The organism is Sphingopyxis sp., assembly GCF_035944815.1.
GTDB lineage: Bacteria > Pseudomonadota > Alphaproteobacteria > Sphingomonadales > Sphingomonadaceae > Sphingopyxis.
Genome location: NZ_DASZAU010000002.1, coordinates 75,915 through 100,961, shown reverse-complemented (window position 1 = coordinate 100,961; position 25,047 = coordinate 75,915). Strand labels below are relative to the sequence as shown.

31 protein-coding genes are annotated in these 25,047 nt (G+C 66.5%); 13 read left to right on the top strand and 18 right to left on the bottom strand.

The window, feature by feature from the left end; genetic code table 11:
* Positions 1 to 30: 30 nt before the first annotated feature.
* Positions 31 to 639: a ferric reductase-like transmembrane domain-containing protein gene (locus tag VGU00_RS01470; protein ID WP_327464767.1), complete on the bottom strand. Its 609-nt coding sequence runs from the start codon at positions 637 to 639 to the stop codon at positions 31 to 33.
* Positions 640 to 719: 80 nt separating this feature from the next.
* Between VGU00_RS01470 and VGU00_RS01465 the strand changes: the two genes are divergently transcribed.
* Together VGU00_RS01465 and VGU00_RS01460 are read left to right on the top strand one after the other, a co-directional pair.
* Positions 720 to 1,049 carry a PadR family transcriptional regulator gene (locus VGU00_RS01465; RefSeq protein WP_327464765.1) on the top strand — a complete coding sequence of 110 codons (330 nt, stop codon included), beginning with the start codon at positions 720 to 722 and terminating at the stop codon, positions 1,047 to 1,049.
* Positions 1,046 to 1,627, top strand: a complete 582-nt coding sequence (locus tag VGU00_RS01460) for a hypothetical protein (protein ID WP_327464763.1) — start codon at positions 1,046 to 1,048, stop codon at positions 1,625 to 1,627. Before VGU00_RS01465 ends, VGU00_RS01460 begins: the two co-directional genes overlap by 4 nt.
* Positions 1,628 to 1,662: 35 nt before the next feature.
* Here VGU00_RS01460 and VGU00_RS01455 read toward each other — a convergent pair whose 3' ends face one another.
* Positions 1,663 to 2,952, bottom strand: coding sequence for an adenylosuccinate synthase (locus VGU00_RS01455; protein ID WP_327464761.1), 1,290 nt, complete (start codon positions 2,950 to 2,952; stop codon positions 1,663 to 1,665).
* A gap of 257 nt (positions 2,953 to 3,209) precedes the next feature.
* On the opposite strand from VGU00_RS01455, the gene VGU00_RS01450 reads away from it, so the two are divergent.
* Positions 3,210 to 4,046, top strand: a complete 837-nt coding sequence (locus VGU00_RS01450) for an alpha/beta hydrolase (RefSeq protein ID WP_327465753.1) — start codon at positions 3,210 to 3,212, stop codon at positions 4,044 to 4,046.
* Positions 4,047 to 4,328: 282 nt separating this feature from the next.
* Here the strand turns inward: VGU00_RS01450 and VGU00_RS01445 are convergent, their stop codons facing one another.
* Genes VGU00_RS01445 through VGU00_RS01430 form a run of 4 tightly spaced genes read right to left on the bottom strand, consistent with a single transcriptional unit; the run spans position 4,329 to position 6,416 of the window.
* Positions 4,329 to 4,739: a VOC family protein gene (locus VGU00_RS01445; RefSeq protein ID WP_327464759.1), complete on the bottom strand. Its 411-nt coding sequence runs from the start codon at positions 4,737 to 4,739 to the stop codon at positions 4,329 to 4,331.
* Complete coding sequence (locus tag VGU00_RS01440; protein ID WP_327464757.1) at positions 4,736 to 5,383, bottom strand: heme exporter protein CcmB; 648 nt, start codon at positions 5,381 to 5,383, stop codon at positions 4,736 to 4,738. The genes VGU00_RS01445 and VGU00_RS01440 overlap by 4 nt, the downstream gene beginning before the upstream one ends.
* Complete coding sequence (gene ccmA, locus VGU00_RS01435; RefSeq protein ID WP_327465751.1) at positions 5,380 to 5,964, bottom strand: heme ABC exporter ATP-binding protein CcmA; 585 nt, start codon at positions 5,962 to 5,964, stop codon at positions 5,380 to 5,382. Before ccmA ends, VGU00_RS01440 begins: the two co-directional genes overlap by 4 nt.
* Positions 5,965 to 5,987: 23 nt before the next feature.
* A complete protein-coding gene (locus tag VGU00_RS01430; protein ID WP_327464755.1) occupies positions 5,988 to 6,416 on the bottom strand; it encodes a metallopeptidase family protein in 429 nt (142 codons plus the stop codon).
* A gap of 50 nt (positions 6,417 to 6,466) precedes the next feature.
* On the opposite strand from VGU00_RS01430, the gene VGU00_RS01425 reads away from it, so the two are divergent.
* Together VGU00_RS01425 and VGU00_RS01420 are read left to right on the top strand one after the other, a co-directional pair.
* Entirely contained in the window at positions 6,467 to 6,754 is a 288-nt protein-coding gene (locus VGU00_RS01425; protein WP_327464753.1) for a 4a-hydroxytetrahydrobiopterin dehydratase, read from the top strand.
* Between the two features lie 289 nt (positions 6,755 to 7,043).
* Complete coding sequence (locus VGU00_RS01420; RefSeq protein ID WP_327464751.1) at positions 7,044 to 8,444, top strand: amino acid permease; 1,401 nt, start codon at positions 7,044 to 7,046, stop codon at positions 8,442 to 8,444.
* Here VGU00_RS01420 and VGU00_RS01415 read toward each other — a convergent pair whose 3' ends face one another.
* From VGU00_RS01415 to VGU00_RS01400, 4 genes are all read right to left on the bottom strand, one after another.
* Positions 8,445 to 8,747, bottom strand: coding sequence for a zf-TFIIB domain-containing protein (locus VGU00_RS01415; RefSeq protein WP_327464749.1), 303 nt, complete (start codon positions 8,745 to 8,747; stop codon positions 8,445 to 8,447).
* A 63-nt stretch (positions 8,748 to 8,810) separates the two neighbouring features.
* Positions 8,811 to 9,137, bottom strand: a complete 327-nt coding sequence (locus VGU00_RS01410; protein WP_327464747.1) for a DUF2218 domain-containing protein — start codon at positions 9,135 to 9,137, stop codon at positions 8,811 to 8,813.
* Positions 9,138 to 9,148: 11 nt separating this feature from the next.
* Complete coding sequence (locus tag VGU00_RS01405; RefSeq protein WP_414713475.1) at positions 9,149 to 9,754, bottom strand: PadR family transcriptional regulator; 606 nt, start codon at positions 9,752 to 9,754, stop codon at positions 9,149 to 9,151.
* A gap of 122 nt (positions 9,755 to 9,876) precedes the next feature.
* The gene (locus VGU00_RS01400) at positions 9,877 to 10,320 is read right to left on the bottom strand and encodes an acetyltransferase (RefSeq protein ID WP_327464745.1); all 444 of its coding nucleotides are present in this window, start codon (positions 10,318 to 10,320) and stop codon (positions 9,877 to 9,879) included.
* 373 nt (positions 10,321 to 10,693) lie between these two features.
* On the opposite strand from VGU00_RS01400, the gene rplJ reads away from it, so the two are divergent.
* Both rplJ and rplL read left to right on the top strand, forming a co-directional pair.
* On the top strand, positions 10,694 to 11,209 hold the full coding sequence (gene rplJ / locus VGU00_RS01395) for a 50S ribosomal protein L10 (protein ID WP_327464743.1): 516 nt from the start codon (positions 10,694 to 10,696) through the stop codon (positions 11,207 to 11,209).
* Positions 11,210 to 11,267: 58 nt separating this feature from the next.
* On the top strand, positions 11,268 to 11,642 hold the full coding sequence (rplL, locus tag VGU00_RS01390; protein WP_058802991.1) for a 50S ribosomal protein L7/L12: 375 nt from the start codon (positions 11,268 to 11,270) through the stop codon (positions 11,640 to 11,642).
* A 102-nt stretch (positions 11,643 to 11,744) separates the two neighbouring features.
* On the opposite strand, the gene VGU00_RS01385 is transcribed toward rplL, so the two are convergent.
* Positions 11,745 to 12,776: an LPXTG cell wall anchor domain-containing protein gene (locus VGU00_RS01385; RefSeq protein WP_327464737.1), complete on the bottom strand. Its 1,032-nt coding sequence runs from the start codon at positions 12,774 to 12,776 to the stop codon at positions 11,745 to 11,747.
* 319 nt (positions 12,777 to 13,095) lie between these two features.
* Here VGU00_RS01385 and VGU00_RS01380 point away from each other — a divergent pair, with 319 nt between their 5' ends.
* Both VGU00_RS01380 and VGU00_RS01375 read left to right on the top strand, forming a co-directional pair.
* Positions 13,096 to 14,124, top strand: coding sequence for a phosphoribosylglycinamide synthetase (locus tag VGU00_RS01380; RefSeq protein ID WP_327464735.1), 1,029 nt, complete (start codon positions 13,096 to 13,098; stop codon positions 14,122 to 14,124).
* The gene (locus VGU00_RS01375) at positions 14,121 to 14,981 is read left to right on the top strand and encodes an NTP transferase domain-containing protein (RefSeq protein ID WP_327464733.1); all 861 of its coding nucleotides are present in this window, start codon (positions 14,121 to 14,123) and stop codon (positions 14,979 to 14,981) included. Before VGU00_RS01380 ends, VGU00_RS01375 begins: the two co-directional genes overlap by 4 nt.
* Here the strand turns inward: VGU00_RS01375 and VGU00_RS01370 are convergent.
* Positions 14,902 to 16,344 carry a carotenoid oxygenase family protein gene (locus tag VGU00_RS01370; protein ID WP_327464731.1) on the bottom strand — a complete coding sequence of 481 codons (1,443 nt, stop codon included), beginning with the start codon at positions 16,342 to 16,344 and terminating at the stop codon, positions 14,902 to 14,904. The two genes, VGU00_RS01375 and VGU00_RS01370, sit on opposite strands and share 80 nt — an antisense overlap.
* A gap of 84 nt (positions 16,345 to 16,428) precedes the next feature.
* Here VGU00_RS01370 and VGU00_RS01365 point away from each other — a divergent pair, with 84 nt between their 5' ends.
* Together VGU00_RS01365 and VGU00_RS01360 are read left to right on the top strand one after the other, a co-directional pair.
* Positions 16,429 to 17,040 (top strand): TetR/AcrR family transcriptional regulator, encoded by a 612-nt coding sequence (locus VGU00_RS01365; RefSeq protein WP_327464729.1) that lies wholly within the window; start codon positions 16,429 to 16,431, stop codon positions 17,038 to 17,040.
* 66 nt (positions 17,041 to 17,106) lie between these two features.
* Positions 17,107 to 18,891: a diguanylate cyclase gene (locus VGU00_RS01360; RefSeq protein ID WP_327464727.1), complete on the top strand. Its 1,785-nt coding sequence runs from the start codon at positions 17,107 to 17,109 to the stop codon at positions 18,889 to 18,891.
* Positions 18,892 to 19,130: 239 nt separating this feature from the next.
* Here VGU00_RS01360 and VGU00_RS01355 read toward each other — a convergent pair whose 3' ends face one another.
* The 6 genes from VGU00_RS01355 to VGU00_RS01330 form a co-directional block, all read right to left on the bottom strand.
* Positions 19,131 to 19,979: a hypothetical protein gene (locus tag VGU00_RS01355; protein WP_327464725.1), complete on the bottom strand. Its 849-nt coding sequence runs from the start codon at positions 19,977 to 19,979 to the stop codon at positions 19,131 to 19,133.
* A gap of 187 nt (positions 19,980 to 20,166) precedes the next feature.
* Positions 20,167 to 20,688 (bottom strand): hypothetical protein, encoded by a 522-nt coding sequence (locus VGU00_RS01350; RefSeq protein ID WP_327464723.1) that lies wholly within the window; start codon positions 20,686 to 20,688, stop codon positions 20,167 to 20,169.
* A 15-nt stretch (positions 20,689 to 20,703) separates the two neighbouring features.
* Positions 20,704 to 20,925 carry a hypothetical protein gene (locus VGU00_RS01345; protein ID WP_327464722.1) on the bottom strand — a complete coding sequence of 74 codons (222 nt, stop codon included), beginning with the start codon at positions 20,923 to 20,925 and terminating at the stop codon, positions 20,704 to 20,706.
* On the bottom strand, positions 20,915 to 21,139 hold the full coding sequence (locus VGU00_RS01340) for a helix-turn-helix transcriptional regulator (protein WP_327464720.1): 225 nt from the start codon (positions 21,137 to 21,139) through the stop codon (positions 20,915 to 20,917). Before VGU00_RS01340 ends, VGU00_RS01345 begins: the two co-directional genes overlap by 11 nt.
* A complete protein-coding gene (locus tag VGU00_RS01335) occupies positions 21,139 to 21,639 on the bottom strand; it encodes a DUF2975 domain-containing protein (RefSeq protein WP_327464718.1) in 501 nt (166 codons plus the stop codon). Before VGU00_RS01335 ends, VGU00_RS01340 begins: the two co-directional genes overlap by 1 nt.
* An 85-nt stretch (positions 21,640 to 21,724) precedes the next feature.
* Complete coding sequence (locus tag VGU00_RS01330) at positions 21,725 to 22,810, bottom strand: helix-turn-helix transcriptional regulator (protein WP_327465747.1); 1,086 nt, start codon at positions 22,808 to 22,810, stop codon at positions 21,725 to 21,727.
* A gap of 268 nt (positions 22,811 to 23,078) precedes the next feature.
* Here VGU00_RS01330 and VGU00_RS01325 point away from each other — a divergent pair, with 268 nt between their 5' ends.
* Positions 23,079 to 24,080, top strand: a complete 1,002-nt coding sequence (locus VGU00_RS01325) for a hypothetical protein (RefSeq protein ID WP_327464716.1) — start codon at positions 23,079 to 23,081, stop codon at positions 24,078 to 24,080.
* 148 nt (positions 24,081 to 24,228) lie between these two features.
* Positions 24,229 to 24,897 carry a DUF4197 domain-containing protein gene (locus tag VGU00_RS01320; protein ID WP_327464714.1) on the top strand — a complete coding sequence of 223 codons (669 nt, stop codon included), beginning with the start codon at positions 24,229 to 24,231 and terminating at the stop codon, positions 24,895 to 24,897.
* The last annotated feature ends 150 nt before the right edge of the window (positions 24,898 to 25,047 follow it).

The window sequence follows — 25,047 nt, the reverse complement described above, 5'->3', positions numbered from 1 at the left end:
CCTACGCCTTCGCCGCTGTGGGGCAAGTGGTCAGGCGGCGGCGTGACGGGCTCGCCGTGCGGCCCGGAGGCGGAGCGCCAGTGCGGCGAAGAGGATCGCGACCGGGATCGCATAAGCGGCGCTCGCGGGGATGCGCTTGCCGTTGGTGAAGATAAAGCTGATCCAGATCACCCAGATGCCGATGGTGTGGACGCGCTTCCAGTTCCGGGGGCCGAGCGCGGCGACGGCGCGGTCGAACGACGTCGCGGCGAGCAGCGCGATGAAGAGATAGGCGATCCCGCCGGTGACGAAGGTCTTCGGCTGGACGAGCAGCGCGAAGGTGTCGGGATGCCAGCGGTGGAGCAGGAAGATCGCGCCGGCGTGGACGAGGTGCGAGAAGGCAAAGCCGAGCCCGAACCAGCGTCGGTTGGCGAGCAGCCAGCGCGTCGCGCTGCCCGGCCACAGCCTGAAGATCGCCGATGCGGTGAAGGCCAGCAGGAAGAGCGCGAGCGAGGTGCGCGCGGTGGCGCGGATCGCGAGGCGGACGCCGTCGACCCCGCCGCCGTCGGCGAGGATCATACCGCCCGCCATCGCGGCGAGCGCGGCGGCGATGACGAGGAAGAGGGCGGGGCCGGCCGGAATTGCTCGATCGTTGCGCATATCGACGATGTCCTTGCTTCATACCTAGTGACGCTAGGGTATAGATTGACCCCTAGCGTTACAAGGGGTAAAAGCGCGGCATGAATGCCGAAATGCTCAAGGGCCATCTCGACAATGTCATCCTCGCGACGCTCGAGCGCGGCGCGGCGCACGGCTATGCGGTGATCGAGGCGATCCGGCGGCGGAGCGGCGGCCATTTCGACCTGCCCGAGGGGACGGTCTATCCCGCGCTCCACCGGCTCGAACTCGCCGGGCTGCTGGCGAGCGACTGGGTCGATCCGCCGGCGGGGCGGCGCAAGCGCGTCTATTCGCTGACGCGGGCGGGGCACGATGCGTTGGGCGAGCGCCGGGCGGGCTGGGCCGAATTTTCGCGGGCGGTCGGCGCCTTCCTCGACGTGAGCCCCGCGTGAGCGGCGACTATGCAACCGCGTTGCAGCGCGAACTGGGCTTCGACCGGAAGCTCGCCGAACGCGCGCACGAGGATCTCGCCGAATATCTCGACGAGATGGCCGCGGCGGGGATGGCCCGCGACGAGGCCGAACGCCGCTTCGGCGCGGTCGAGGATATCGCGCGCTCCTATGCGAGTGCGGCGCTGCCCGGGCGGCTCAGACAGACGCTGAAGGCGGCGGGCTGGCTGGCGCTCGCAACCTTCCTGTTCATGCGCTGGCGCTCGATCGCGCTGGGGTTCGACCCGTTCGCGCAGCCGACCTTGCTGAGCCTGATCGACGGGATCGGTTTCCTGATCGGCGCCGCGGCGCTGATCGCCGCCTGGCGACGGCGCGCGGACGGCGCGGCGATGCGCGCGCCCTTGCTCTTGGCGGGCGCGGCAATCGCGGTGTCGACGGGCGCGAGCCTGCTACGCGCGCTGCCCGCACTCGGCGGGCCCGATGGCATGCTGATCCTCGCGACCGGCGCGGTGCAGCTCGGACTGCTCGTCTGGCTTGCCGCGCGGTTGCGGTTGATCGGGCGCTATCGGCGGATGGCCTAGGCCTCCCCTCCCGCTTGCGCGAGAGGAGCACGGGATCAATCGCTGAACGGATCGCGGATCAGGATCGTGTCTTCGCGTTCGGGGCTGGTCGACACGAGCGCGATCGGGGTTTCGATCAGTTCCTGCACGCGCTGGATATATTTGATCGCCTGCGCGGGCAGGTCGGCATAGCTGCGCGCGCCCGCGGTCGATTCGTGCCAGCCGTCCATTTCCTCGTAGATCGGCTCGACTTCGGCCTGATCGGCGGCGTGCGCCGGGAAATAGTCGAGGATCTTGCCGCGCAGACGATAGCCGGTGCAGATGCGGATCGTGTCGAACCCGTCGAGCACGTCGAGCTTGGTCAGCGCGATACCGGTGACGCCCGACACGGCGCAGCTCTGGCGCACGAGCACCGCGTCGAACCAGCCGCAGCGGCGCTTGCGCCCGGTAACGGTGCCGAATTCATGCCCGCGCTCGCCGAGCCGCTGGCCGATCTCGTCCTCGAGCTCGGTCGGGAAGGGACCGCTTCCGACGCGCGTCGTATAGGCCTTGGCGATGCCGAGCACGAAGCCGACGGCGCCGGGGCCGAGACCCGAGCCCGAAGCGGCGGTGCCGCTCACGGTGTTCGAACTGGTGACGAAGGGATAGGTGCCGTGGTCGACGTCGAGCAGCACGCCCTGCGCACCCTCGAACAATATGCGCGCGCCAGCCTTGCGGACCTTTTTCAGGCGCTTCCACACAGGCTGCGCATATTCGAGCACATAGTCGGCGATCTCAGCCAGATCGGCTTTCAGGCGCTCGCGGTCGATCGGCGGTTCGCCGAAACCGGCGCGCAGCGCGTCGTGATGTGCGGTCAGACGGTCGATCTGCGGATCAAGCTTGTCGAGGTGCGCGAGGTCGCAGACGCGGATCGCGCGGCGGCCGACCTTGTCTTCATAGGCGGGGCCGATGCCGCGGCCGGTGGTGCCGATCTTTCCGGCGCCCGCGGCGGTTTCGCGCAGCGCGTCGAGGTCGCGGTGGAAGGGCAGGATCAGCGCGCAATTATCGGCGATCGCAAAATTCTCGGGATTGATGGCGACGCCCTGACCGCGCAGCTTGGCGATTTCGTCGCGGAGCGCCCACGGATCGAGCACGACGCCATTGCCGATGATCGACAGCGTGCCGGTGACGATGCCCGAGGGAAGCAGCGACAGCTTGTAGACCTGTTCGCCGACGACGAGCGTATGGCCGGCATTGTGACCGCCCTGGAACCGGACGACGGCGTCGGCGCGGCTGGCGAGCCAGTCGACGATCTTGCCCTTGCCCTCGTCGCCCCATTGCGACCCGATGACGGTAACATTTGCCATGATGCTGTCCTGCTGAACCAGGCCTCAAGGCGACCAGCGCCGGCCCGGCGCGGCCTTAGCGGATTTGACCGGGGAGGCAAGGCATGGTGGCAAGTTTTTGCGACAAATCCGGGCCAGAAGGTCGCGCGGAGGGGCAAGGGAGCCGGACGATGACGACAGGAAAGCGGGCGGGATACGCCCTGATTACGGCCTTTGCCGCCGCCAGCATCATGATACCCGGCCCCTTTGCCGGCGCGCGCGAGACGCTGCGCGAGCGCATGAGGGAACGGATCGCCGAGCGCATGGGGGCTGACGACGGACCGAAAGCACCGGGGAGCGAGACGATCGCTTATGGCGGCGACGCGCTGCAACGGCTCGATTTCTGGCGCGCGAAGGGCGCGGCCGGGCCCGCGCCGCTGATCGTCTTCGTCCATGGCGGCGGCTGGAAGCGCGGCAGCAAGGACAATGCGACCGGACGGTTCAAGGCGGACCATTATCCGGGCAGGGGCTATGCCTTTGCCTCCATCGACTATCGGCTGGTGCCGGACGCCACCGTCGAGCAACAGGCGGCCGACGTTGCCGCCGCGGTGAAGGCGCTGGCCGACCGGGCGGATGCGCTCGGGATCGACCGGCGGCGTATCGCGCTGATGGGGCATAGCGCGGGCGCGCATCTCGTCGCGCTCGTCGGGACCGACGAACGGTATCTGCGCGGCGCGGGGCTCGGCTTTGCCGCCATCGCCGGCGTGATCCCGATCGACGGCGCGGCCTATGACGTGCCCGCGCAGATGAAGGACGGGCCGCCGATCATGCAGGCGACCTACAAACAAGCGTTCGGGACCGATCCCGCGCGGCAGCGGGCGCTGTCGCCGACGCTGCAGGCCGGGGGCTCCAATGCGCCGCAATTCCTGTTGCTTCACGTCCAGCGCCCCGACGGGGTGCAACAGGCCGAGGCGCTCGGCAAGGCGTTGACGGCGGGCGGGAGCAAGGTCGAGCGCGCAAGCTTCCCCGGCGAGGGGTTGCAGGGTCATGCCGAGATCAACCGGCGGCTCGGCGACCCGGGCTATGCGCCGACGGTGACGGTCGACGCCTGGTTGGCGCGGCTGTTCGGGCGATAGTGTCTGCTTTGGGGTGGTGAGCGGACGTTCGCGGTTCCTATGTGCACCCCGGCGAAAGCCGGGGCCCATCTCTCCACGGCGCAACCGGGCCCCGACTTTCGCCGGGGTACACAACTCTATCGGCTGCTTCTTTCTCTCCGTCATCCCGGGCTTGACCCGGGATCCCGCTTTTTGACGCGCTGATTGCCTTCGATCTCAAGCGGGACCCCGGATCAAGTCCGGGGTGACGATGATGGATCGGGCTGCTTCCGGTCGTTTCCCGCCAAGTCCGGCGCCGGTCGCTCAACCGGCCCGGCGAAACGCGATCAGGTCCCATTTGTTGCCATAGAGGTCGAGGAAGACCGCGACCGTGCCGTAATCGGCCTCCATCGGCGTGCGCTCGATCCTTACGCCCCGGTCGAGCAGTCGCTGATAATCGCGCCAAAAATCGTCGGTTTGAAGGAACAGGAAAACGCGCCCGCCCGACTGGTTGCCGATGAACGTCGCCTGTTCGTCGTTCGCGGCGCGCGCGAGCAGGATCGTCGCGCCGCCTTCGGGATTGCCCGGTGGGGCAACGAGCACCCAGCGCTTGTCCTGCGCCGGCTGATAATCGTCGGCGATGAGCGTGAAGCCGAGGGTTTCGACATAGAAGGCAATCGCCTCGTCATAGTCGCGCACGACGAGCGCGATATGCGCGAGCGACTGGCGCGTCATTCGCGCAGGCCCCGGAGTGCGGCGCCCGCGGCGAACGGCCCGATCACCGTCAGCAGCAGGCTAGTCGCGGCGAGCAGCTTCACCGCACCGCGCCCCGACGGGTCGAGCATCCCGGCGCCGAAGATCAGCATCGGCACCGCGAGCGGCAGGATGAGCAGCCCGCCGATCGCGCTGCCGCCCTTGTGGTTCGCGGTCAGAGCGGCGCTCAGCACCGCGAGCGAGGCGAGCGCGGGGATGGCGATGGCGATACCCGTCGCGAGCAGTTCGACGCGGGCTGCGTCCTGCGCCAGCAGCGCTGCTGCCGGGAAGAGTGAAATCAACAAAGGAAGTCCGAAACCAATAGCATGCGCGCCAATCTTGATCGCCGCGACGACCTCGTCGGCGAAACCGCGCACCGCGAGCTGGTCGAGCACGCCGGCGTCCTTGTCGGGCTTCACCAGCCGGTCGATCGGCAGCAGCGCCGCGAACAGCGCCGCGACCCAGACCATCCCGCCGCCCGCGCGGCGCAGCAGCGGCGCGTCGGGACCGACCGCAAAGGGAAAGGCGGTCGCGACGAGCAGGAAGAACAGCACCGGCAACCACAAGGCACCGCTGGCCCACGCGCGGCGGAGGTCGCGCCAGAAAAGGGCGATCAGCGCGGTCATGCCAGCGCCCCCATGTCGCGTTCGGCGAGATCGGGAACGCCGAGTGCGAAATGCGACGCCAGCAGCACCGCGCCGCCGTTCGCGCGATGTCTGGCGATGGCCGCGACAAGCCGTGCCTGCGCGGCATCGTCCATGCCGTTCGCGGGTTCGTCGAGCAGCCAGATCGGCGCGCCGCTGGCGATCACGCGGACCATCGCGGCGCGCTTGCGCTGGCCGGTCGACAGCATCGATACCGGCACTTCGGCGAGGCTGCCGAGCGCCATTTCGTCCATCGCGCGGTCGACGCTATGCCCGTCGACCGTATCCACCCGCGCCCAGAAATCGAGCGCGTGGCGCAGCGGCAGTTCGGCGTCGAGCGCCGATGCCTCGTCGATCAGCGCGATGCGCTCGCGGCGTTCGACCGTTCCCGCGGCGGGGCGCAGCAGCCCGGCGGCGAGGCGGATCAGGCTCGACTTGCCTGCGCCATTGGGACCGCGCAGCCACAGAGCGTCGCCGCGTTTCAGCACCAGCGACAGATTTTCGAAAAGCAGCCGGTCGCCGCGGATACACGCGACATTGTCCAGCCGCAGAAGCTCGGTCACTGCCCCCGCGCGCGGAGGCGCGCTCACGTCATCGCCTCCAGCGCGTGCATATCGTCGTCCGAAAAGCCGAAATGATGGCCGATCTCGTGGATCAGGACATGGCGCACCAGCCATTCGAGCTTTTCGCCCGTTTCGATCCATTCGACGAGGATCGGGATGCGATAGAGGGTGACGCGGTCGGGCATGCCGCCGCTTTCGCCGATGCTGCGCTCGGTCAGCGGGCGCCCTTCGTACAGACCGGTGAGATCATAGGGATGCTCGATATCGAGCGAGGCGAGCGTCTCGTCGTCGGCAAATTCCTCGACCGAAACGACCACGCCTTCGATATGCGGCAGAAATACCGCGGGCATGGTGTCGAGCGCGGCTTCGGCCATCGCGAACAGCGCATCGGCATCGGGCGCGCCGCCGGTCCATCCGGCAGGCAAATCGGGCAGGGCAGGCTTGTCGCTCATCGCGCCCTTCCTTATGGCGAGCGCGACACATTGACCAGTCGGAGATAATCATGGTTCAGAAGCTCGACGACGACGCCCGCACCGCGCTGCTCGCCCGTTTTCCCGAATGGACCCACGAACCGACGCGCGACGCGATGACCCGCCGGTTCAAATTCGACGATTTCGCGCAGGCGTTCGGTTTCATGGCGAGCGTCGCGATCATCGCCGAGAAGATGGACCATCATCCCGAATGGTCGAACGTTTACAATCGCGTCGATATCTTGCTGACGACGCACGACGCTGATGGATTGTCGGAACGCGACGCGAAGCTGGCCGCGGCGATCGAGGCTTTACTTTAATCCGGTCCGCTAACGACCGATTGCGGACGCTCATTCTCCCCTCCCGCTTGCGGGAGGGGTCGGGGGTGGGCAGCAACGCCGCGATCAGCCCACCCCGCTGCGGCTAGCGAGCAAGCTGGCAAGCCTCGCTGCCCCTCCCGCAAGCGGGAGGGGAAATCAGTTCATCACTGCAACGCCCGCGCACCACCCCAAAACCGGCATCGCACCCAGTTGTTGTTATCTTGCGCTGAAGCCTCATTCCCTTACAAGCGGCGCCAAGCATAAAATGACGTTCGAGGGAGCCCACCGCATGACCGACAGCCTGTTTCGCCGCAAACCGATTTTGCCGGAACGGGAGGAAGGCGGACAGGCGCTGGCGCGGACGCTCGGCTGGCCGCACCTGATCGCATTGGGGGTCGGTGCGATCGTCGGTACGGGCATTCTCACGCTGATCGGGGTGGGCGCCGACAAGGCGGGTCCGGCGGTTATCCTGTCCTTCGGCATCGCGGGCCTGATCTGCGCCTGCGCCGCGCTCGCCTATGCCGAAATGGCGACGATGATCCCGGCTTCGGGCAGCGCCTATACCTACAGCTATGTCGTGATCGGCGAACTGCTCGCATGGGTCGTCGGGTGGAGCCTGATTCTCGAATATTCGCTGGTGGTCAGCGCCGTTGCGGTCGGCTGGTCGGGCTATGCTGCGCCCCTGCTGGAGGCATGGGCCGGGGTACCGATGGCGTTGATGCAGGGCCCCGAACTCGACGGCATCGTCAACCTGCCCGCGATCGCGATCATCGCGGTGGTCGCCGGGCTGCTGCTCGTCGGAACGCGCGAAAGCGCGACGCTCAACGCCATTCTCGTGCTGGTGAAAGTCGTTGCGCTGATCGTGTTCGTCGCGGTGGCGCTCCCCGCGTTCAACGCCGCCAATCTCGAACCCTTCAGCCCCTATGGCTTTGCCAAGCATATCGGCCCCGACGGGGTCGAGCGGGGGGTGATGGCCGCGGCGGCGATCATCTTCTTTGCCTTTTACGGCTTCGATGCGATCGCGACGGCGGCCGAGGAGGCGAAGAACCCCGACCGCGACCTCAAGATCGGGATCGTCGGGTCGATGTTCGCCTGTGTCGTCATCTATATCGGGGTGGCGGTCGCTGCGGTCGGTGCGATCGCCTATACGCGCTTTGCCAACAGTCCCGAACCGCTGGCGCTGATCCTGCGCGAACTCGGCAGCCCGCTCGCGGCGCAATATCTCGCCATCTCGGCGATCATCGCGCTGCCGACGGTGATCCTCGCCTTCTTTTATGGACAGAGCCGCATCTTCTTCACGATGGCGCGCGACGGGCTGCTTCCCGCGAGCCTGGCGAAGCTGTCGTCGCGCGGCACGCCGGTACGGATCACGATCTTCACCGCGATCGTCGTCGCGGTGCTGGCGGGCTTCATTCCGCTCGGCGAACTCGCCGCGCTCGCCAATGCGGGGACGCTGGCTGCCTTCACCGCGGTGTCGATCTGTATGCTGATCATGCGCCGCCGGGCTCCCGACGCACCGCGCACCTTCCGCACGCCGCTGCCCTGGGTGGTCGGCGGGATTGCGGTGCTCGGCTGTATCTATCTGTTCTTCAGCCTGCCGATGCAGACCCAGCTATGGTTCCTCGTGTGGAATGTCGGCGGGCTGGCCGTCTATTTCCTCTATGCCCGCCGCCATGCGGTGGTCGGGTGATCAGTCGAACAGGTCGCTGAGGAAGCTCTTGGTATAGCTCTTCTTCTTGTACGGCTTGCCATAGTGGCGGTCGTCGTCATAGCCGCGCTCGCGATATTGGGGCTGCGGCGGGGGAGGCGGCGCCGATGCGCGCGGTGCCGGTGCGCCCGCGCCTTCGCTCCGCTCGATGATTTTGTCGAGTTCGCCGCGGTCGAGCCAGACGCCGCGGCACTGCGGGCAATAGTCGATCTCGATCCCCTGGCGTTCCGACATCGTCAGATTTACGCGGCAGGTCGGGCAAAGCAGGCCTTGGGGCTCGGTCACGGATAATCCTTTCCTTGGGTTCGGTGTCGCAACGCTAACGCGGCCCATGCGGGCCGCGTTCCGTCAGGATGATACCGCTTGCCAGTCGAACGGCAAGGGTGCCTCGCGAAAGGCGAAGCGGTCGAGATGGCGGGCGACGGCACCTTCCAGCCCCTCGCGCTGCCCGGCGATGCTGGCGTCGATGCGGACCGACAGCGCGTCGGGTCCGGCGTCGAAGGTCACCAGCGCGTCGCCGGGCCAGTCGGCCCCGCGGGCATCGCGGGGGAAGGTCACCGTGCCATGATCGGCGGTGAACTCGACCGCCAGATTATGCTGCCAGTGCTTGCACAATTGCTGCAGATATTTGCTCGCATGCGCCGTCGGTACACGCGCGGTCGACGATGTCGTCATGCCTTGCTCCTTCACAGGCGTTCGATCTTTTGCGCGGCTTCGTCGATCAGCGCGACGATATCGTGCATCGTCGCATTGTCGAGGTCGCGATCGCCGAGCCGGTTCATCAGCACCGCCTTCAGATTGCCCATCGCGCGGCGGACGGATGCGGGGTCGGTGCGCTGCGTTTCCTCGCCGACCGCGCTCAGGCGCGCGAGGGCGGCTTCGACGATCTCGCTATTGGCGTCGAGTTCGGCGCGACCGGCGTCGGTGATCGCGAACAGCTTCTTGGCGCCGTCGCTCTGCTGCGCCTCGATCTGGCCCATGTCGTCGAGCATCGTCAGCGTCGGGTAGATCACGCCGGGGCTGGGCGCATAGCTGCCGCCGGTCAGTTCCTCGATGTGGCGGATCAAATCATAGCCGTGGCGCGGTTCGTCGGCGATCAGCTTGAGCAGCACCAGCCGCAGTTCGCCGCCGTCGAACATCCGCCGCCGCTCGCCGCGTTCGCCGCGCCCACCGCCGCCGCGGCGTCCACCGCCAAAGCCGTGACCAAAGCCATGGCCGAACCCGCGGCCCCCGCGGTGCATCGCATGGCGCCCGCCGCAGCCGCGGCGATCCATTTTTGCATAGAATATCATTTTCATTCCTTAGACTGATTCTAGATGCGTCTAAGATATATCTTAAATCGAAGTTTGCAAGGGGCGCTTGTCGCGCTGCGCGGCACCTTCGACAACTTCCGCCGCGCGCCGCGCTTTTCTGGTCAGGCTTGCGTACCGAAGCGCAGGTGGATCAGCGGATAGGCCCGGCCCTGGCTGTCGCGCTCCGACCGGCCGACGGCGACGAAGCCCAATCGCTCATAGAAGCCGACGGCCTGTCCATTTTGCTCGTTCACTTCGGTCGTGAGCGCTGCGTGGCGTTCGAGCGCATGTTCGACAAGCGCGCGCCCGATCCCGGTGCCGCGGTGTGCGGGATCGATGAAAAGCGCCTCCATGCTCGCGCCGTCGAGCAACATGAAGCCGACGGGCCGGTCCGCGGCATCGACCGCAAGCCAGAGCGGCGCGGCAGGCAGGAAGGCCTGGACCTCGGTTTCGATCGCCGCGCGGTCGGCCGCAGTCAGGAAGTCATGCGTCGCATCGACGGCGTCGCGCCAGATCTGGACGACGCGTTCGCCGTCGGCGGGCGTGGATTGCCGGATGCTTGTCATGGCGGTGCGCCTTAACCGTCGCACCGGGGCCCGCCAAGCGGGGATGTGAGGTCGTTCAGCGGGATCGGCCTTGACTCTGCGCCCGTCGCTGCTATTGGCCGCGACCGTGTTGCCGCGGGTCCGCCTACGGCAATTCCGTCCGAGACAGTTGGTGAAGGGAATATGCCCTTCTTAATTTCCAGCCGAGACGGGGAACAGTCTTATTCGGTCGCCCACCTGTTCGATCAGGTGACGCGTCTTGACCGACCCCATCGGACATCGTTGCGTGAAGGACAGGCGAGCCTTGGCTTGCATGGCTTTTGCGTGTGTTAGCCGCCCGGCGGCGTGTGCGTTTCGGCGCCCGCGCATCCGGGCAGATGAGTGGAGTATAGGCATGGATCGTACGGAAAAGGCCGAAGCCGTATCCTCGCTGAACGCTACGCTGTCGTCAGCTGCTTCGGTTGTGGTCGTCCGCAACCTTGGCATGACCGTCGCCCAGTCGACGGTGCTGCGTCAGCAGATGCGCGATGCAGGGGCCGACTTTCGCGTCACGAAGAACCGTCTTGCCAAAATCGCGCTCGATGGCACGTCCTATACCGGTATCGGCGAACTGCTGACCGGTCCCACGGCCCTCGCAACCTCGACCGATCCGGTCTCGGCTGCGAAGATCGCCGTGGAGTTTGCCAAGACCAACGACAAGCTTGAAATCGTTGGCGGCGGCATGGGCGACGTGGTCCTCGACGTGGATGGCGTGAAGGCGCTGGCTTCGCTTCCCTCGCTCGACGAGCTCCGCGCCAAGATCATCGGTCTGGTGCAGGCTCCGGCCACCAAGGTTGCGCAGATTGCCGCAGCCCCGGCGGGCCAGCTGGCGCGGGTTTTTGGCGCATATGCCGCCAAAGAAGCAGCGTGATTTCGAACTAACCTTGAAACTGACTACCGGGATATCCCGGTTCTGATGGAGAATGAAAATGGCTGATCTCGCAAAGATCGTTGAAGACCTGTCGGCGCTGACCGTTCTGGAAGCTGCTGAACTTTCGAAGCTGCTCGAAGAAAAGTGGGGCGTTTCGGCTGCCGCTGCTGTCGCCGTCGCCGCTGGCCCGGCCGCTGCCGCTGGCCCGGCTGCTGAAGAGCAGACCGAATTCGACGTCATCCTGACGGGTGACGGCGGCAACAAGATCAACGTGATCAAGGAAGTCCGTGCGATCACCGGTCTGGGCCTCGGCGAAGCCAAGGCGCTGGTCGAAAGCGCACCGAAGGCCGTCAAGGAAGGCGCCAGCAAGGCAGAAGCTGAAGAGCTGAAGGCCAAGCTGGTTGCTGCCGGCGCGACCGTCGAACTGAAGTAATTCGGTTCGGGAACCGGCCGGTTCATCCGGCCGGGTTCCAGCGACAAGAAAAGGGCGGTGCCGCGAGGCACCGCCCTTTTTCATTTGGCGAAAGCTCGCCGGTCAGTTGCGGGCGAAGCCGGGACGCAGATCCGGGCGACCGCGCGCGGGTTCGGGACGGCGGACTTCCTGTTCCGGAACCGCAGGTGCGGCCGGCCGCTGCGAGATTTCCCATGCGCTGACCGGCTTGCGGGTCATATCCTTCTGCTGACCCAGCGTCGCTTCATAAGCGAGGCGTTCCTGACGGTCGAGGAAACGCGCACGCTTGAGCCGTTTGTTCAGCGTCGCAAAGGGGTTGTCGGGCGTCGGGCCGGCCATGGCCATCGCCTCGTGGCGGCCCATGCTGCCGCTCGGCGCCGCGGCGAAAGCCGGAACCGTGCGCGGGGCCATGTCTTCGCGCGGCGCGTAGGCCGGCGTCACCCAGGGACGGGCTTCGCCCGTCGCCGCCGGCGCAGCCGCGGGCTCAGTGGCCGCAGGTTCGTCGGCATAAACGGGTGCGTCTTCGGCGATCATATCGTCGGCGCGGCGGCGGCGTGCGAATGCCAGACCGGCACCCGCGGCGAGGAGCAGGGCGGCGGCTCCGCCGACCAGTTCCCAAGGCATTTCGCTACCGGTCGAAGCCGATTTTTCGGCCGGGAGCGGCACCGCTTCCGCGGTCGGTTCGACGGGCGCTGCGACGGGCGCGGCGATCGGGGCCAGACCATCGGTCGACGGCGCTTCGGTCGCCGCCGCCGGTGCCGCGGTGGTCGCCGTTGCGGCGGCAGGGGCGGCTGCAACGGGTGCGGCCTTCGCGCGCGGTGCCGCACGTTCGGCGCGTTTGGGGGCGGGTGCAGCGCGCTCGGTGGCCTCGGCAACCGGCGCGGTTTCGGCCGGGGTGATATCCAGCGGCACGCGGATCACCGGCTTGGGCGCGGCCGGTTGCGCGGCCTGCGGAGCGGCGGCGGGCGCCGTGGTGCTCGGTTCGGCAACCGTCGGCGGGGTCTGCGGCGTCGGCGCGGTGGGCGCGGCCACCGGCGGCGTCATCGTGATCGTCGGGGCTTCCTGCGCAAAGGCGGCAGGGGTGGAAAGGACCAGGAACGCGGCAATCGCGCTCATGGCGGGGCGGGAGAGGGCGATATTTCTTGTCATAGTGAAGGACGAACGAACAGGCCGCGAAAAATGCTGCCAGCCGGACGCCGTTTCCACGATGAATCGTGCGCGCCGAACGGTGCGGTGATGATTTGGGCACCTTTGGTCGCGCCGTGTGACCGGTTTTGCGGTCAGGCGAACGGCGCGGGTCGCCATTGTCGATGCGGTGAAAAGTCGCCGTTTTCCGAGCGAAAAGGCTGGCAGATGACAGCGATTTTGCGCTTTTGCGTCGGCCGCGTCACCAATTCGTCATTCGCGCGCAACCTTCGCATGGTCAACGCCGCGCATGAAAACGACCGATCTTGCGCCCACCCGGCTGCCCGAAGACCTGCGCGGCACGCAGCGCCTTTTGTTCATCGCCAAACATGCGCGCTGGACCGGCGGATTGCATGCCGACGACGGCAATCATGCGCCCTATCATCGCGAGATGCGCGAGACGCTCGAAGGGCTCGGCATCGCGTTGCTGATCGCCGACAGCTATGCCGCGCTCTTCGATCGGCCGGCTGCCGATTTCGTCTTTCCGCTGCTCAATCGCGGCGGTTTCTTCAATTCGGAGATGCTGCTGCCACTGCTGTGCAACCGGCATGGCCTGCCCTATCTGGGCGCGTCGCCGATCGTGCGAGGCCTGTCCGACGACAAGCATCTGACCAAGCTGGAAGCCGCCGCGCGCGGCGTGCCCACGGCGCCATGGGCGCTTTTTCGCCGCGGAGCGCCGGTCGACGTGTCGCGCTGTCCGCCCGCACGGCGCTGGGTGATCAAACCCAACAACAGTTCCGCCTCATGGGGCGTTCGCGACGCGCACGACCGGGGGCAACTGGCGCAGGCGGTCGCCGAAATCCATGCGCTCGACCATGACGCGCTTGTCGAGCCCTTTATCGACGGCAGCGATGTCGAGGTGCCGGTGATCACGCTGGATGGCGAACCCGCGATGCTGCCGATGATGATCTTCGAACAGGACGACCCGACCCAATTGCGCACCTATCAGGAAAAGCGCGATCTGGTGGACAATGTCGGATATTGCATCAAGCGGTTCGACGACCGCGCCATCGCCGACCGGATAATCGATTATACCGCACGGATGGCGGACGTTTTTCGTCCGTTCGACTATGGCCGGTTCGAGTTCCGCGTCGATCACAAGAGCGGCGACGTCCGGCTGCTCGAGGTCAATCTCAACTGCAATTTGTGGTCGGAAAAGCTGTTCTCGCGGTCGGCTGTCGCGGCCGGCTTCACGCACGCGGCGCTGATCGAGACGATCGTCGCCGAGAGCATGATCCGCCAGATTGCGCCGGCCGCGACGCGGCGCGACGCGGCATGAGCGGGTCGGTCCTGATCCTCGCAGGGCGGCGTTCCGGCGCGGCCGATCCGCTGGCCGAGGCTTATGGCGTCGCCGACAAATGCCTTGTCCCCGTCGCGGGGCGGCCGATGATCGCGCATGTGCTGGAAAGTGCGGCCGACAGCCCGGCCGGGCAGGTGTTCGTGTCGACCCACCATGGCGCGCTGCTCGACGATCTGGACGATCCGGTTATCGACCTGCTCGGTCGCCGCCTGATCATTGTCCCCGCTGCCGACAATCTGGCGGATTCGGTTCTTGCGGTTGCGGGCGTAGCGGACTTTCCGCTGCTGGTGACGACCGCCGACAATTGCATGCTCACGCCCGCGACGATCGCCGAGATTGGCCTGGAGGCAGGGCGGCTGGGCGTCGATGCCGGCGTGGCGCTCGCGCGGCGCGAAGATGTGCTTGCGGTCCATCCCGAAGGCCAGCGGCGGTTTTACGAGTTTTCGGACGTCGCGGTATCGAACTGCAATGCCTATTGGATCGCCCATCCGGGGGCATTACGCGCGGTCGAAGCCTTTCGCGGCGGCGGGCAGTTCGTCAAGAAACCGCTGCGCATATTGCGCGCTTTCGGACTGCTCAACCTGCTCCGCTTCCGTTTCGGCCTCGGCCCGATCCATCATGTCTTCGCGCGCCTGTCGCGCCGGCTGAAAGTCGACATCGCCCCGCTGCTGGTCCGCAACGGGGCGACGGCGATCGACGTCGACAATGAACGGTCGCTTCGCATCACCGAGGCGCTGATGACGCGCCCCGATGTCGTCAGTCCGCGACCCAGTTCCCGTGGAAACCCGGCGGAACGCGATGCGGCAGGTGAACGACGGCTTGCGGTGACCCGCTGAAATCATCGGCGTTGAGGATGACGAGCGCGGTCGTCTCGTCCTTCATGTCGACCACGAGGCCGATCAGCCAGCCATCGTCCTCGGCGCCGTTTTCGCTGCGCGGAACGAAGACGAACTCGCCGGGATGGCGGCCGGGACCGAAATCGTGGATGGCGGTCGTCCCCTTGTCGAGGTCGTGCTTGAACAGCCGCGTCTCGGCGAGCGCCCATTCGGACGAAGCGCCGTCGGGGATCGCGACCGAATAGGCGTAACGATAGGGCTTCGTCGTCAGCCGCTCGTCGTAGCGTGGGAATTCCTGCGCATGGTCGTGGATTACGGTGCGCGTCGTCGTGCCGGCCACCGGATCGATAGTCCAGCGTTCCATGCGCGATTTTTCGCTGTCGGGGCCGCGCTTCGACTGCGCAAACATCGTCTCGTGTGCCACGACGTCGACGATCACCTTGCCGTCGGCGGTTTCATAGGCGTTGGCGGGGTGGAAGACATAGCAGGGCTCGACCGGCACCCAGACGATGCTGTCGCCGCTGCCTTTCCTGGGGAGGAGGCCGACGCGCGCCTGATGCGCGTCGTTCCACGCATAGGGGAAACGATAGCCGGCGAGCAGCATCTTCATCGAGAAGGTCACCGGCAGGTCGAAGACCAGCACATGGTTTTCGGTGATCGCGCAATCGTGGATCGACGGGCCGTCGCTGACCGCAATCGCTTCCTCGCGCACGACATGCGCGTCTTTGTCGAGGACGACGTGCCACACCTTGTTCGGTTCGTCGCCGCGGTAGGTGATCGCGTGCATCTCGTCGGTGAAGGGGTCGTGATGCGGGTGCGCGGTATAGCCGTTTACCAGTGTGCCGTCGAAGGGGTTGTGCGCGATCGTATTAAGCTCGTAGCCGAGTTCGACCGGCTTGCCGCCCGCCTCGACGATCGCGAAGGTGCGGCCGGCCATCCCGACGACATTGGTGTTCGGCGCGTCGTTGGTGGCGTGACGCGGGCCGGGGGGGATGGCTTCGCCAAGCATCTCGCACGCCTCGGCGCCGCGGACCCAGCGGTTGCGGTACCAGTCGGCCTTGCCGCCCTCGATCCGGATGCCGTGCACCATGCCGGCGCCGGTGAACCAGTGATAGCTGGCGGGGTCGGGCGCGGCGGCGGGGTTGGGGCCGTTGCGCAGGTAGCGGCCGGTCAGTGCGAGCGGGATTTCACCATCGACGCGCAATTGTTCGAGCGTGAATTCCTCGGTCATCGGCTTGTGGATGCCGGTGAGGAAGGGGTGCGCGTCGGTGGGGCGGGGGAGCCGTTTGCGGTTGAAGTCGGCGAGCTTGACGATGCCTTTGGTGACGGCGCCGCGGATGAGGGTTTCGACGTTGCTTGCCATGGCGATGCTCCTTACGGAAGTTGGCGAAGGTGCCGCGTAGCGTGGGGTTGCGCCGGCGACTCGATATGTTTACAGTGACAACATATGGCAAGCAAAGATAACAGTGTCAACATAAAAGGCGAGCGCGCGAAGGCGTCGGGCGCCTATCATCATGGCGACCTGCGCGCGGCGGTGATCGCGGCGGGGCTCAAGCGGCTCGAGGCGGGCGACGGCGGCGAACTCGGCCTGCGCGCGCTGGCGCGCGACGTCGGGGTCAGCGCGACCGCGCTGTACCGGCATTTTCCCGACAAGGAGGCGTTGCTCGACGCGCTCGCCGACGAGGGGCTGCGGCGATTGGGCGCGCTGCAGGCGCAGGCCTGGCTGAAGGCGGGCGGCGGGGTCGCGGGGTTCAAGGCGACGGGCATCGCCTATGTCCGCTTCGCGCACGACGAGCCGGCGGTGTTCCGGCTGAGCTTCACGCGCCAGATGTCCGAACGTTGCCCCGACGGCAGCAACGACGGCGGCGAGGTCGCCTATAACCTGCTTCGCGCGGGCGTCGGCGAAGCGCTTCCGGGGGTCAAGGATCCCGATACAGCGGCGCTGCACGCCTGGGCGCTGGTCCACGGCCTCGCGATGCTGGTTCTCGACCGGCGGATCGAATGGGACGAAGCGAAGGTCGCCGAAGTTGTCGGCCTGACCTTCGGCGGCGTCGGCTGATCCCGCGGAGTCGCCGGCGCCAACAATATTAGCGGTTTATTTTCCCGTTTTCGGTTAGCTGGTGTCATGACCCGGTCGCTGTCCCCCAGAGTCGAGGCGGTCTTTTGGTTGCTGCTGACCGCGGTGGGATATTTCCTGCTGGCGAGCCTGTCGCTGCACGCGACCAAGGGCGCCGACAATATTGCGGCGGTGTGGCCGCCGAGCGGATATTTCCTTGCCCTGTTGCTGCTTATGCCCGTGCGCGGGCGGATTCCCGGCTTTGCCGGCATGGTGTCGGCGAGCATGGCGGCGAACCTGCTGGGCGGTACCCCGCCATGGATATGTATCGCGTTCACGCTGTCGAACGCCTGCGAAGCCGCGCTCGCGCTGTGGTTGCTGCGCCGCCGCGAAACGGGCGAACTGTCGTTCATGGTCCCGCGGTCGGTCGCCAATTTCTGTTTCGCCGCCTTCATATCGAGCGTCGCGAGCGCCAGCCTCGCTTGGGCGCTGACGGGGAACGGCGCCGATTTCTTCCTGTCATGGCTGACGACGGTGCTGCTCGGCATGCTGATCGTCACCCCGCCGATCGTCATGCTGGCGCGGATGGTCGGCACCAAGGTGTTCGGCAATGCGCCGGGCGGCATGAAGCTGGAAGCGACCGCGATCCTGACGATCGCCGGGCTCGTCACGATCCTCGCCTTTTCGCAATCGCAATTTCCCGCGACCTTCCTGCCGTGTATCGCGGTCGTCGCCGCGGCGTACCGGCTGGGGCCGTTCGGCGCAGCGGCGGGGATGCTGCTCGTGACGATCATCGCGTCGCTGCTCACCGGGCAGGGCTATGGACCGATCGCCGCGATCGAGGGCGAGCAGAAGGTCCGTGTCTTTTTCCTGCAATTCTACCTGCTGTCGCTGTTGTTCACGACGCTGCCGCTCGCCGCGATGCTGATCGTGCGCCAGCGGCTGGCGAAGCGGCTGGAGCAGAGCAACCGCTGGCTGTTGCAGGCCGAGGCGGCGGCGCTGGTCGGGCACTGGCGCGTCGACCTGCTTCACTGGACGATCCAATGGTCGGATCAGGCCTATCGCATCCACGGGCTGGAACCCGGCAGCCCGGTCGACGTCAATTACAGCGTCAAACAATATGTCGCCGAGGACGCCGCCGAGGTTCGAAAAATATTGGAGCGGGCAGTCGCGTCGGGCGAGCCCTTTGAATTTCAGGGACGCATACGGCGCGCCGACGGCGAGATCCGCCACGTCAAATCGCACGGATCGATCGAAATGGATCGGGGAGGTCGCGCGATCGGGATTTTCGGCACGGTGCAGGATGTCACCGAGACGGTCGAAAATGCCCGTATATTGGAGGCGGCGCGCAGTGCGGCCGAGCGGGTCGCCAACACCGACATGCTGACCGGTCTGCCCAACCGCCGCCATACGCTGGCCTTCCTCGAAAAGGCGTTGGTCGGCGCGCGCGAAAATGGTGCGCCGCTGGCGGTCGCGATCTTCGACATCGACCATTTCAAGCGGATCAACGATACGCACGGCCATGCCACGGGCGACAAGGTGATCCACCGCGTCGCGCAGCGCGCCAAGGCGGCGCTGCGCGACGAGGATATGGTCGGCCGGATCGGCGGCGAGGAATTCGTCTGTATCCTGCAGCGATCGAGCGCGCAGGCCGCCGAGATCATCGCCGAGCGCGTGCGCAAGGCGGTCGAAACGGGCACGGCGGCCGAAGACGGCATTCCCGACGCGACGATCAGCGTCGGGCTGGCGGTTTTCGACGGCGAACTCGATATCGAGGAATTGCTGCACCGTGCCGATCAGGCGCTCTATGTCGCCAAGCGCGAGGGACGGAACCGGCTGCGCAAGGCGGCTTAGGGGTGGTGAGCTGCCACTCCTAATATCCGTCATCCCGGCGAAGGCCGGGATCTCACCCTCTCGAAATGACGCGTCGGCGAGATCCCGGCCTTCGCCGGGATGACGAGGATAGAGGCGGCAGCAACCGGTCGAAACCGGCCATCCCATATTTGCGATCGATGCGCCGGACGGTCTGGCGAGAGCGCATGAAAAAGGGGCGCGGAACTGTCGTCCGCGCCCCTCTTCCTATATTTGACCGATTAGTTGGCCGGTTTCTGGGCCGAAGCGGGCGCCGCGTCGGCGGTCGCGTCGGCCGGCGGCGCGGCTTCGCCCGTTGCCTGCGCGACCGCAGCGGCGAATTGCTCGGCCGTGTAGGCGGCGGCAAGACCCGAGGGCGACATCAGGAAGGCGCTGCGCGGCAGGCTGACGTCGTCGCCGGACGCGGTGGTGACCACAACGGCGTCGGCGCTTGCCGACTTCACCTTGCCGAGGACGGCCGCGCCCTTGAGGCTGCGGACTTCGGCGCCGGGCGTGAGCGCGGCGGCGACCGCGGCATCGTCGGCGGCGGCGGCGGTGTTCACCTCTTTCATCGCAGCCGCAAACTGTTCGGCGGTAAAGCTGGTGGCGAGGCCGGTCTGTCCGACGAAAAAGGCGTTACGCGGCAGTTTCACGTCGCCGGTCGGGGTGGTCATGACGACGCCGTCCTGCGCAACGAGCTTGACCTTGCCGAGGATCGTCGCGCCGCCGACGCCGCGCACGTCGGCGCCCGGCTGCAACGCTTCGGTCAGCTTTGCCTCGCTGCCGGCATTCGCCTGATCGACCGCGGCGACGACCTGTGCCTTGGTCGCGCCGATCGTCGGGCCCTTTTCGAGCTGACCGAATGCATTGGAGGGGAGGGTCACCTGTTTGCCTTCGCCGAGGTCGACGACGACATTGGCGCCGGCGACGCTGGTGACGGTGCCGAGTTCGGCGCCTTCGGAATCAAAAACCCTGGTACCCGCCGCCAGATTGACGGTCGCGGCGGCGGCATCCTGCGCCAGAACGGGCGTGGCGGCGATCGCCGAGATGCCAAGAGAAATGGTTGCAACAAAGCCTGCGAATTTCCGCATCGCTTTCGGTCTCCTTTGATGTTGATGGAACGTCTGCCCATTCAACGCGCGGAGGGGCGCAAGGGCCACGCCAAGGGGGACGCGCCGTGCGTCGGACACGACGAAGCGAGCGTGGCGGGCCGAAAAACGGCGTTTTCGTGCCGTTTCGGGAACGAAAGACGCCGCGAGCGATCGGCGAGTGCCCTTTTTAGCGGGCGGTCCCGTTCGCGAGATCGACCCCTTTCCTCGCCGCCGCATGGCGCGCGGCGACGGCGTTGCTGCCCGCCATCGTCAGGGCGAGCAAGCCGACGACGAGCGCGTCGAGCAGCAGTAACGGCCAGTCGAGGATGGCGGGCGCAAAGATGGCGGCGAAGCTGAGCGCATAATGCGCGATCATCAGCGGCACCACGCCGGCGAGGATCAGCAGCACCGTCCGCCAGAAGCTGCCCGCCACGATCCGGACCGAGCGGATCGGACCGATGGCGGTGTTGCCGAGCGTCCACGCGACGGTCCACGCCATGAAATAGATGCCGGCGATGCCGCCGAGCAAGGCCAGCGCATAACCCGTCCATTGCGCGGCGGTGCCGGTGAGGCCGAGCAGGCCGGTGAGCGACGGGCCGAACAAGGTCCACCATTGTTGCAGGCCGTTGAGCGCGAACAGGATGAGCCACAGGCCGATTGCGGGCCATTCGATGCGGCGCGCGCGCGCCGCGTCGCGGTCGAACAGCATATAGCGGGTGAACCATTAGCCGGGGAGCAGGATCGCGAGCGTCTTGGCGAAGCCGAATTGCAGTCGCAGCGGGTCGGCCTCGGCCGCCTTGGCGCCGGCGATGCCGTCGTACATGCCCGCCCGCCATTCGACGACATGCTGCGCGAATTCGACGAGCACGGGGATGAGGAAGAGGAGCGGGCAGGCGAAGGCAAAGGCCCAGGCGCCGCGATAGATGGATGCGATATCAGTCCTCATCGGGCGCGCCTTCGGGATCGAAAAGGATGAGTTCGCCGGGCTGGCATTCGAGGACGCGGCAGATCGCGTCGAGCGTCGAAAAGCGGATCGCCTTGGCCTTGCCGGTCTTGAGCACCGACAGGTTGGCGACGGTGATGTCGACGCGTTCGCTGAGTTCGGTCAGCGTCATGCGCCGCCGCCACAGCATGTCGTCGAGCTGGATGCGGATGGTCATCAGATGGTCTGCTCCAGCTCTTCGCGCATCGCCGCGCCGCGTTCGAAGATGCGCGCGAGGATGAAGAGCATGAGCACCGCGAGCCAGCCGGTGAGCCCGAAGCTCCAGCCGAAATATTCGCCGGTCCGCTCGCTCGCCGCGATGCTGACGAAGCCATAGGCCAGGTCGAGCAGCTGGATGCCGAGCAGCGCCCAGGCGACATGGCGGAGGCGCACGGCGTTCGCGGCGGCGAAGGGATTACCCGCGCGCACGTCGTCGATCATCGCGATCAATCGCGTCAGGATGATATGCGCGAGCAGGATGACGGGGGCGGTGATGATCATGACCCATCGCAGCCACCCCACCACAGCTTCGGGATGCGTCATCTTGCCGTCGAGCGCCGCGGTCATCATGTCGGGCACCGCAAAGGCGACGAAGCCGAGGCCCGCCACGATCAGAAGCCCCACCACCCAATTGAGGATATTCAGCCCGGCAAGCAGGCGCCGGCTCCACTGCAACATCGCGAATCTCCCGATATTCGATATATGACATATCGATAATCGATAAATTACATATTGCAATACGGTAATTTCGGTTGGTTTTGCCCTATTGCATCACGCGCTGCGCCAGCTCTTCGCGCGATCCGACCCCGATGCGGCGATAGATGCGGCGGCGATAGTCGTGCAGCGTGTGCGAGCCGATCCCCATCGCCTGCATGATGCGCTGCGGCGGCTCGGCCGCGATCATGTGGCGCGCGACCTCGCGTTCGCGCGGCGACAGATCGAACGCGGCGAGGCGGTTCATCGCCGCGAGCGCCAGCGGCACCTGCCGTTCGATCAGCGCGTAGAATTGGTCGCTATCCGGCTGCCGCGCGGCGGCGCCGGCAGGGCGCGTGACGGGATAGAAGCGGATGACGATGCGGCCGTAGGGCGTCATGCGGACGACCGTCGGCTGGCGCGCGGCCTGGGCGATCAGGGGCGCAAAAAAGTCGGGGGCGGCCGACGCGAAGGCGGTGCGGCTGAAGCGCTGGTCGAAACGCAGGTCGAGCAGCGCGCGCAGCAATTGTTCGTGCCGCCCGCTTGCCTCGACGATATGGCCGTCGCAGTCGAGCGTCAGCACCGCGCGTTCGGCGTCGTCGGCGAAAGCGGTCGACGCCGGAAGGTCGAGATTGTCGGCAGCCAGCGCATGCGCAAAGGCGGGGGCGGCGCCCATCAGCGCCTCGACATCGCGGCGCGAATAATAGGATTTGCCGGGTTCGCGCGTGGCGAGCACGACGCCGCGCACCGCGCGGCCGTCGCGCACGAAGACGTCGAAACCATGACCGACGCCATAGGGACGGCAGACTTCGTTGTAGAAAAAGGAGCTAGCGAAATCGGGTTTGCGGCACGCTTCGGCGGCGAAGCCATAGGGCCGGCCGCCGCGCACGAGGCTGGTAAAGCTCGGCACCTCCATGTCGTAGCAGGTCAGCAGCGAGCTGTTCGCCTCGATCGCCTGCGCATTGATCCACGGAAGGTGGAAATCGACCGGCCGTCCGCGGCTGTCGATCCACACGAACATGCAGAAATGGCTCGGGACGAGGCGCGCCAATGTGGCGAGCATTTCAGGAATGATGGTGCGGCTGGGCAAGCCGAGCCGCGCCAATTGCGACAGGTGGGAGAGGGCGCCGCTCGGGCGCATCGCGGTCCGTTCCATGGTCAAGCTTATGCTCCCTTGGTCGAAGAGGATCGATCGCGACGCCGGTGATGCAGGGATTTCGGTGGTCGGGCAGTGCCTTGGGTCACTCGCCATTTCCCCCCTGTCAGGGGGAAGAAAAGCACCGGCCCGGTCCGGTAGGCAAGCCATGTCGGAACCAATCGCAGGGCTCGCAGCGCAAATAAGGACGCACGGCTCCGGTATCCGTCCGACCTGTTTCCGGGTGGGACAAAATCGTCGTTTTTCAATCTATCGAGAGGAGTTCGATATGGACCGCTTAAGTCTGGAGGCCTTTCAGGGGCCGGCGAATGAGGCCGCCGAGCGATCGCGCGCGCTGATCGGCATCATGGAAAAGAATATCGTGATCGACCCGGCCAGCGGCCGCGCCGATATCGGCAATCCCGACGCGATCGTTTCCGCCTATGCCAAATTTCTGGGCGACGATGCGAAGGTCGTCGGCGAAGAGGTCGTCACGATGGTGCAGGACGGCTTCGTCCAGCTCGCCGGCGGGGACGAAAAGCAGAAGATCGCGATGCCCTGGCGCGCGCTCGAACGGCGCGACGTCGCCGGCATGCTCGGTTCGTCCGACTGGCAGGCGCTCGGCTTCCGGCCGCTCGCATCTACCGATACGGTGCGCAAGCTGCTCGGCAGCGGCAAGTTCGGCGACCCGCCGCCCTATCTGTTCGAAGATGCGGTGATCGAGCGGCTCGGCGAATGGGCCGGGCGGCGCCATATCCTCGACTTCGACCCGATCGCGCTGCCGCCCGCGGGCGGGGGCAGCGGCGGGGGCGGCGGGGCCGGCGGCGGCCGGGTTCCGCCGCCGCCGCCGGCGCGCGGCGGGAACCAGGGCGGCAACCAGGGCGCGCCGCCGATCCCGCAACAGACGCAGGACGACATCATGGCGATCATCAAGGGCACCGCCGAATGCCTGATGAACGCGAGTTGGTCGATCGAGGGCATCTGGGGTGTGCGCATCTGTCTCGACCGCAAATGCGCCGACAGGATCGAAGAGATATTGCTCGGCACCGGCGGCACGACGGCGACGGCGATGATCGGATATTTCCTGTCGAACTTCGGCAAGCTGACGTGGAAGGGCGTCCTGCAGTCGGCGGGCGGCTGGGTCGCGCTCGCGCTGCTCCACTTCAGCCTCTATTGGGGGCTGCTGATCCGCCAGAACAAGACCGCGAACGGCGTGTGCCTGGTCCATGTCTGGCCGTGGTGGTCGGGGCTGACCGGCGGGATATTCCACGGCTGGGCGCAGGGCCGGTAAACACCCGGATTTTGGACAACCAAGCGGACGGGCGGTGCGATGGCGCCGCCCGTTTCGATTCCGCAGGACCTCGTGCGCCTTTGTCTTTGGCGATCAAGGCTTTGCTGATAGGCTTCGCGTGCGAATATCGACGGACGGGAGATGGGCGATGGAATGGGACGACGCAATGACGACGCGGCGGATGCTGCTGGCGGGGGCGGCGGGAATGCTGGCGCTGGCGCATGCCCCCTGGGCGATGGCGAAGCTGCCGAAGAGCGGGGTGAAGGGGCTGATCGCGGGCGCGTCCGACGGCGCGCTCGACAAATTGGCCGAGCCCGGCGCCTTTTACCGCGATACGGCGGTGCGCATCCTGTTGCCGGGGGCGGGTGGCAAGCTGGCGTCCAAACTCTTTGGCATGGGCGACAAGCTCGGCCTCACGACCAATTTGACCAAGAGCCTGAACGATGCCGGCGGCAAGGCGGCGGGCGAGGCGAAGCCGGTGTTTCGTGCCGCGATCGACAATCTGCGCTGGACCGATGCGCCGGGGCTGGTGTCGAAGAATGACGGCGCGACGCGTTACCTCGAACGGAGCGCGGGCGACGTGCTGTTCGGCAAGGTGTCACCGCTCGTCGGCTCGGCGCTCGAAAGCGTCGGCGCTTATCGCCAGCTCGACCAGCTGTCGCAGGGCAACCAGCTGATGGCCTCGGCCGGGCTGTCGCGCGACGGGTTGACGCGGTCGGTGACGCAGCAGGCGCTGAAGGGCATTTTCCATTATATGGCGAGCGAGGAGGCGGCGTTGCGGCGGAACCCGGCGGCGTTGCTGAAAGGCGTGTTTTAGGGAGCGCGGCTAAGGGCCGGTTGCGGAAAACCCCATCTACGAGGAGCCGCTCGCGGCTTTGCGCTTAGCTGCGGCAGCGGACATCAAGATGCGTTCGACGATGGCGTCAAACTCCTCCCTGCCAACGGGATCGAGAGAATCGTAGTCAGA

Coding starts and splice junctions, on each gene's coding strand:
- VGU00_RS01385 (WP_327464737.1), bottom strand. CDS start 12,776: ATGAGCGCGATTGCCGCGTTCCTGGTCCTTTCCACCCCTGCCGCCTTT.
- VGU00_RS01375 (WP_327464733.1), top strand. CDS start 14,121: ATGAGCGGGTCGGTCCTGATCCTCGCAGGGCGGCGTTCCGGCGCGGCC.
- VGU00_RS01380 (WP_327464735.1), top strand. CDS start 13,096: ATGAAAACGACCGATCTTGCGCCCACCCGGCTGCCCGAAGACCTGCGC.
- VGU00_RS01320 (WP_327464714.1), top strand. CDS start 24,229: ATGGAATGGGACGACGCAATGACGACGCGGCGGATGCTGCTGGCGGGG.
- VGU00_RS01345 (WP_327464722.1), bottom strand. CDS start 20,925: ATGAGGACTGATATCGCATCCATCTATCGCGGCGCCTGGGCCTTTGCC.
- VGU00_RS01430 (WP_327464755.1), bottom strand. CDS start 6,416: ATGAGCGACAAGCCTGCCCTGCCCGATTTGCCTGCCGGATGGACCGGC.
- VGU00_RS01335 (WP_327464718.1), bottom strand. CDS start 21,639: ATGTTGCAGTGGAGCCGGCGCCTGCTTGCCGGGCTGAATATCCTCAAT.
- VGU00_RS01330 (WP_327465747.1), bottom strand. CDS start 22,810: ATGGAACGGACCGCGATGCGCCCGAGCGGCGCCCTCTCCCACCTGTCG.
- VGU00_RS01450 (WP_327465753.1), top strand. CDS start 3,210: ATGAGGGAACGGATCGCCGAGCGCATGGGGGCTGACGACGGACCGAAA.
- VGU00_RS01470 (WP_327464767.1), bottom strand. CDS start 639: ATGCGCAACGATCGAGCAATTCCGGCCGGCCCCGCCCTCTTCCTCGTC.
- VGU00_RS01455 (WP_327464761.1), bottom strand. CDS start 2,952: ATGGCAAATGTTACCGTCATCGGGTCGCAATGGGGCGACGAGGGCAAG.
- VGU00_RS01365 (WP_327464729.1), top strand. CDS start 16,429: ATGGCAAGCAAAGATAACAGTGTCAACATAAAAGGCGAGCGCGCGAAG.
- VGU00_RS01440 (WP_327464757.1), bottom strand. CDS start 5,383: ATGACCGCGCTGATCGCCCTTTTCTGGCGCGACCTCCGCCGCGCGTGG.
- VGU00_RS01420 (WP_327464751.1), top strand. CDS start 7,044: ATGACCGACAGCCTGTTTCGCCGCAAACCGATTTTGCCGGAACGGGAG.
- rplJ (WP_327464743.1), top strand. CDS start 10,694: ATGGATCGTACGGAAAAGGCCGAAGCCGTATCCTCGCTGAACGCTACG.
- VGU00_RS01360 (WP_327464727.1), top strand. CDS start 17,107: ATGACCCGGTCGCTGTCCCCCAGAGTCGAGGCGGTCTTTTGGTTGCTG.
- VGU00_RS01465 (WP_327464765.1), top strand. CDS start 720: ATGAATGCCGAAATGCTCAAGGGCCATCTCGACAATGTCATCCTCGCG.
- rplL (WP_058802991.1), top strand. CDS start 11,268: ATGGCTGATCTCGCAAAGATCGTTGAAGACCTGTCGGCGCTGACCGTT.
- VGU00_RS01370 (WP_327464731.1), bottom strand. CDS start 16,344: ATGGCAAGCAACGTCGAAACCCTCATCCGCGGCGCCGTCACCAAAGGC.
- VGU00_RS01340 (WP_327464720.1), bottom strand. CDS start 21,139: ATGACCATCCGCATCCAGCTCGACGACATGCTGTGGCGGCGGCGCATG.
- VGU00_RS01425 (WP_327464753.1), top strand. CDS start 6,467: ATGGTTCAGAAGCTCGACGACGACGCCCGCACCGCGCTGCTCGCCCGT.
- VGU00_RS01355 (WP_327464725.1), bottom strand. CDS start 19,979: ATGCGGAAATTCGCAGGCTTTGTTGCAACCATTTCTCTTGGCATCTCG.
- VGU00_RS01405 (WP_414713475.1), bottom strand. CDS start 9,754: ATGATATTCTATGCAAAAATGGATCGCCGCGGCTGCGGCGGGCGCCAT.
- VGU00_RS01325 (WP_327464716.1), top strand. CDS start 23,079: ATGGACCGCTTAAGTCTGGAGGCCTTTCAGGGGCCGGCGAATGAGGCC.
- VGU00_RS01445 (WP_327464759.1), bottom strand. CDS start 4,739: ATGACGCGCCAGTCGCTCGCGCATATCGCGCTCGTCGTGCGCGACTAT.
- VGU00_RS01400 (WP_327464745.1), bottom strand. CDS start 10,320: ATGACAAGCATCCGGCAATCCACGCCCGCCGACGGCGAACGCGTCGTC.
- VGU00_RS01350 (WP_327464723.1), bottom strand. CDS start 20,688: ATGCTGTTCGACCGCGACGCGGCGCGCGCGCGCCGCATCGAATGGCCC.
- VGU00_RS01410 (WP_327464747.1), bottom strand. CDS start 9,137: ATGACGACATCGTCGACCGCGCGTGTACCGACGGCGCATGCGAGCAAA.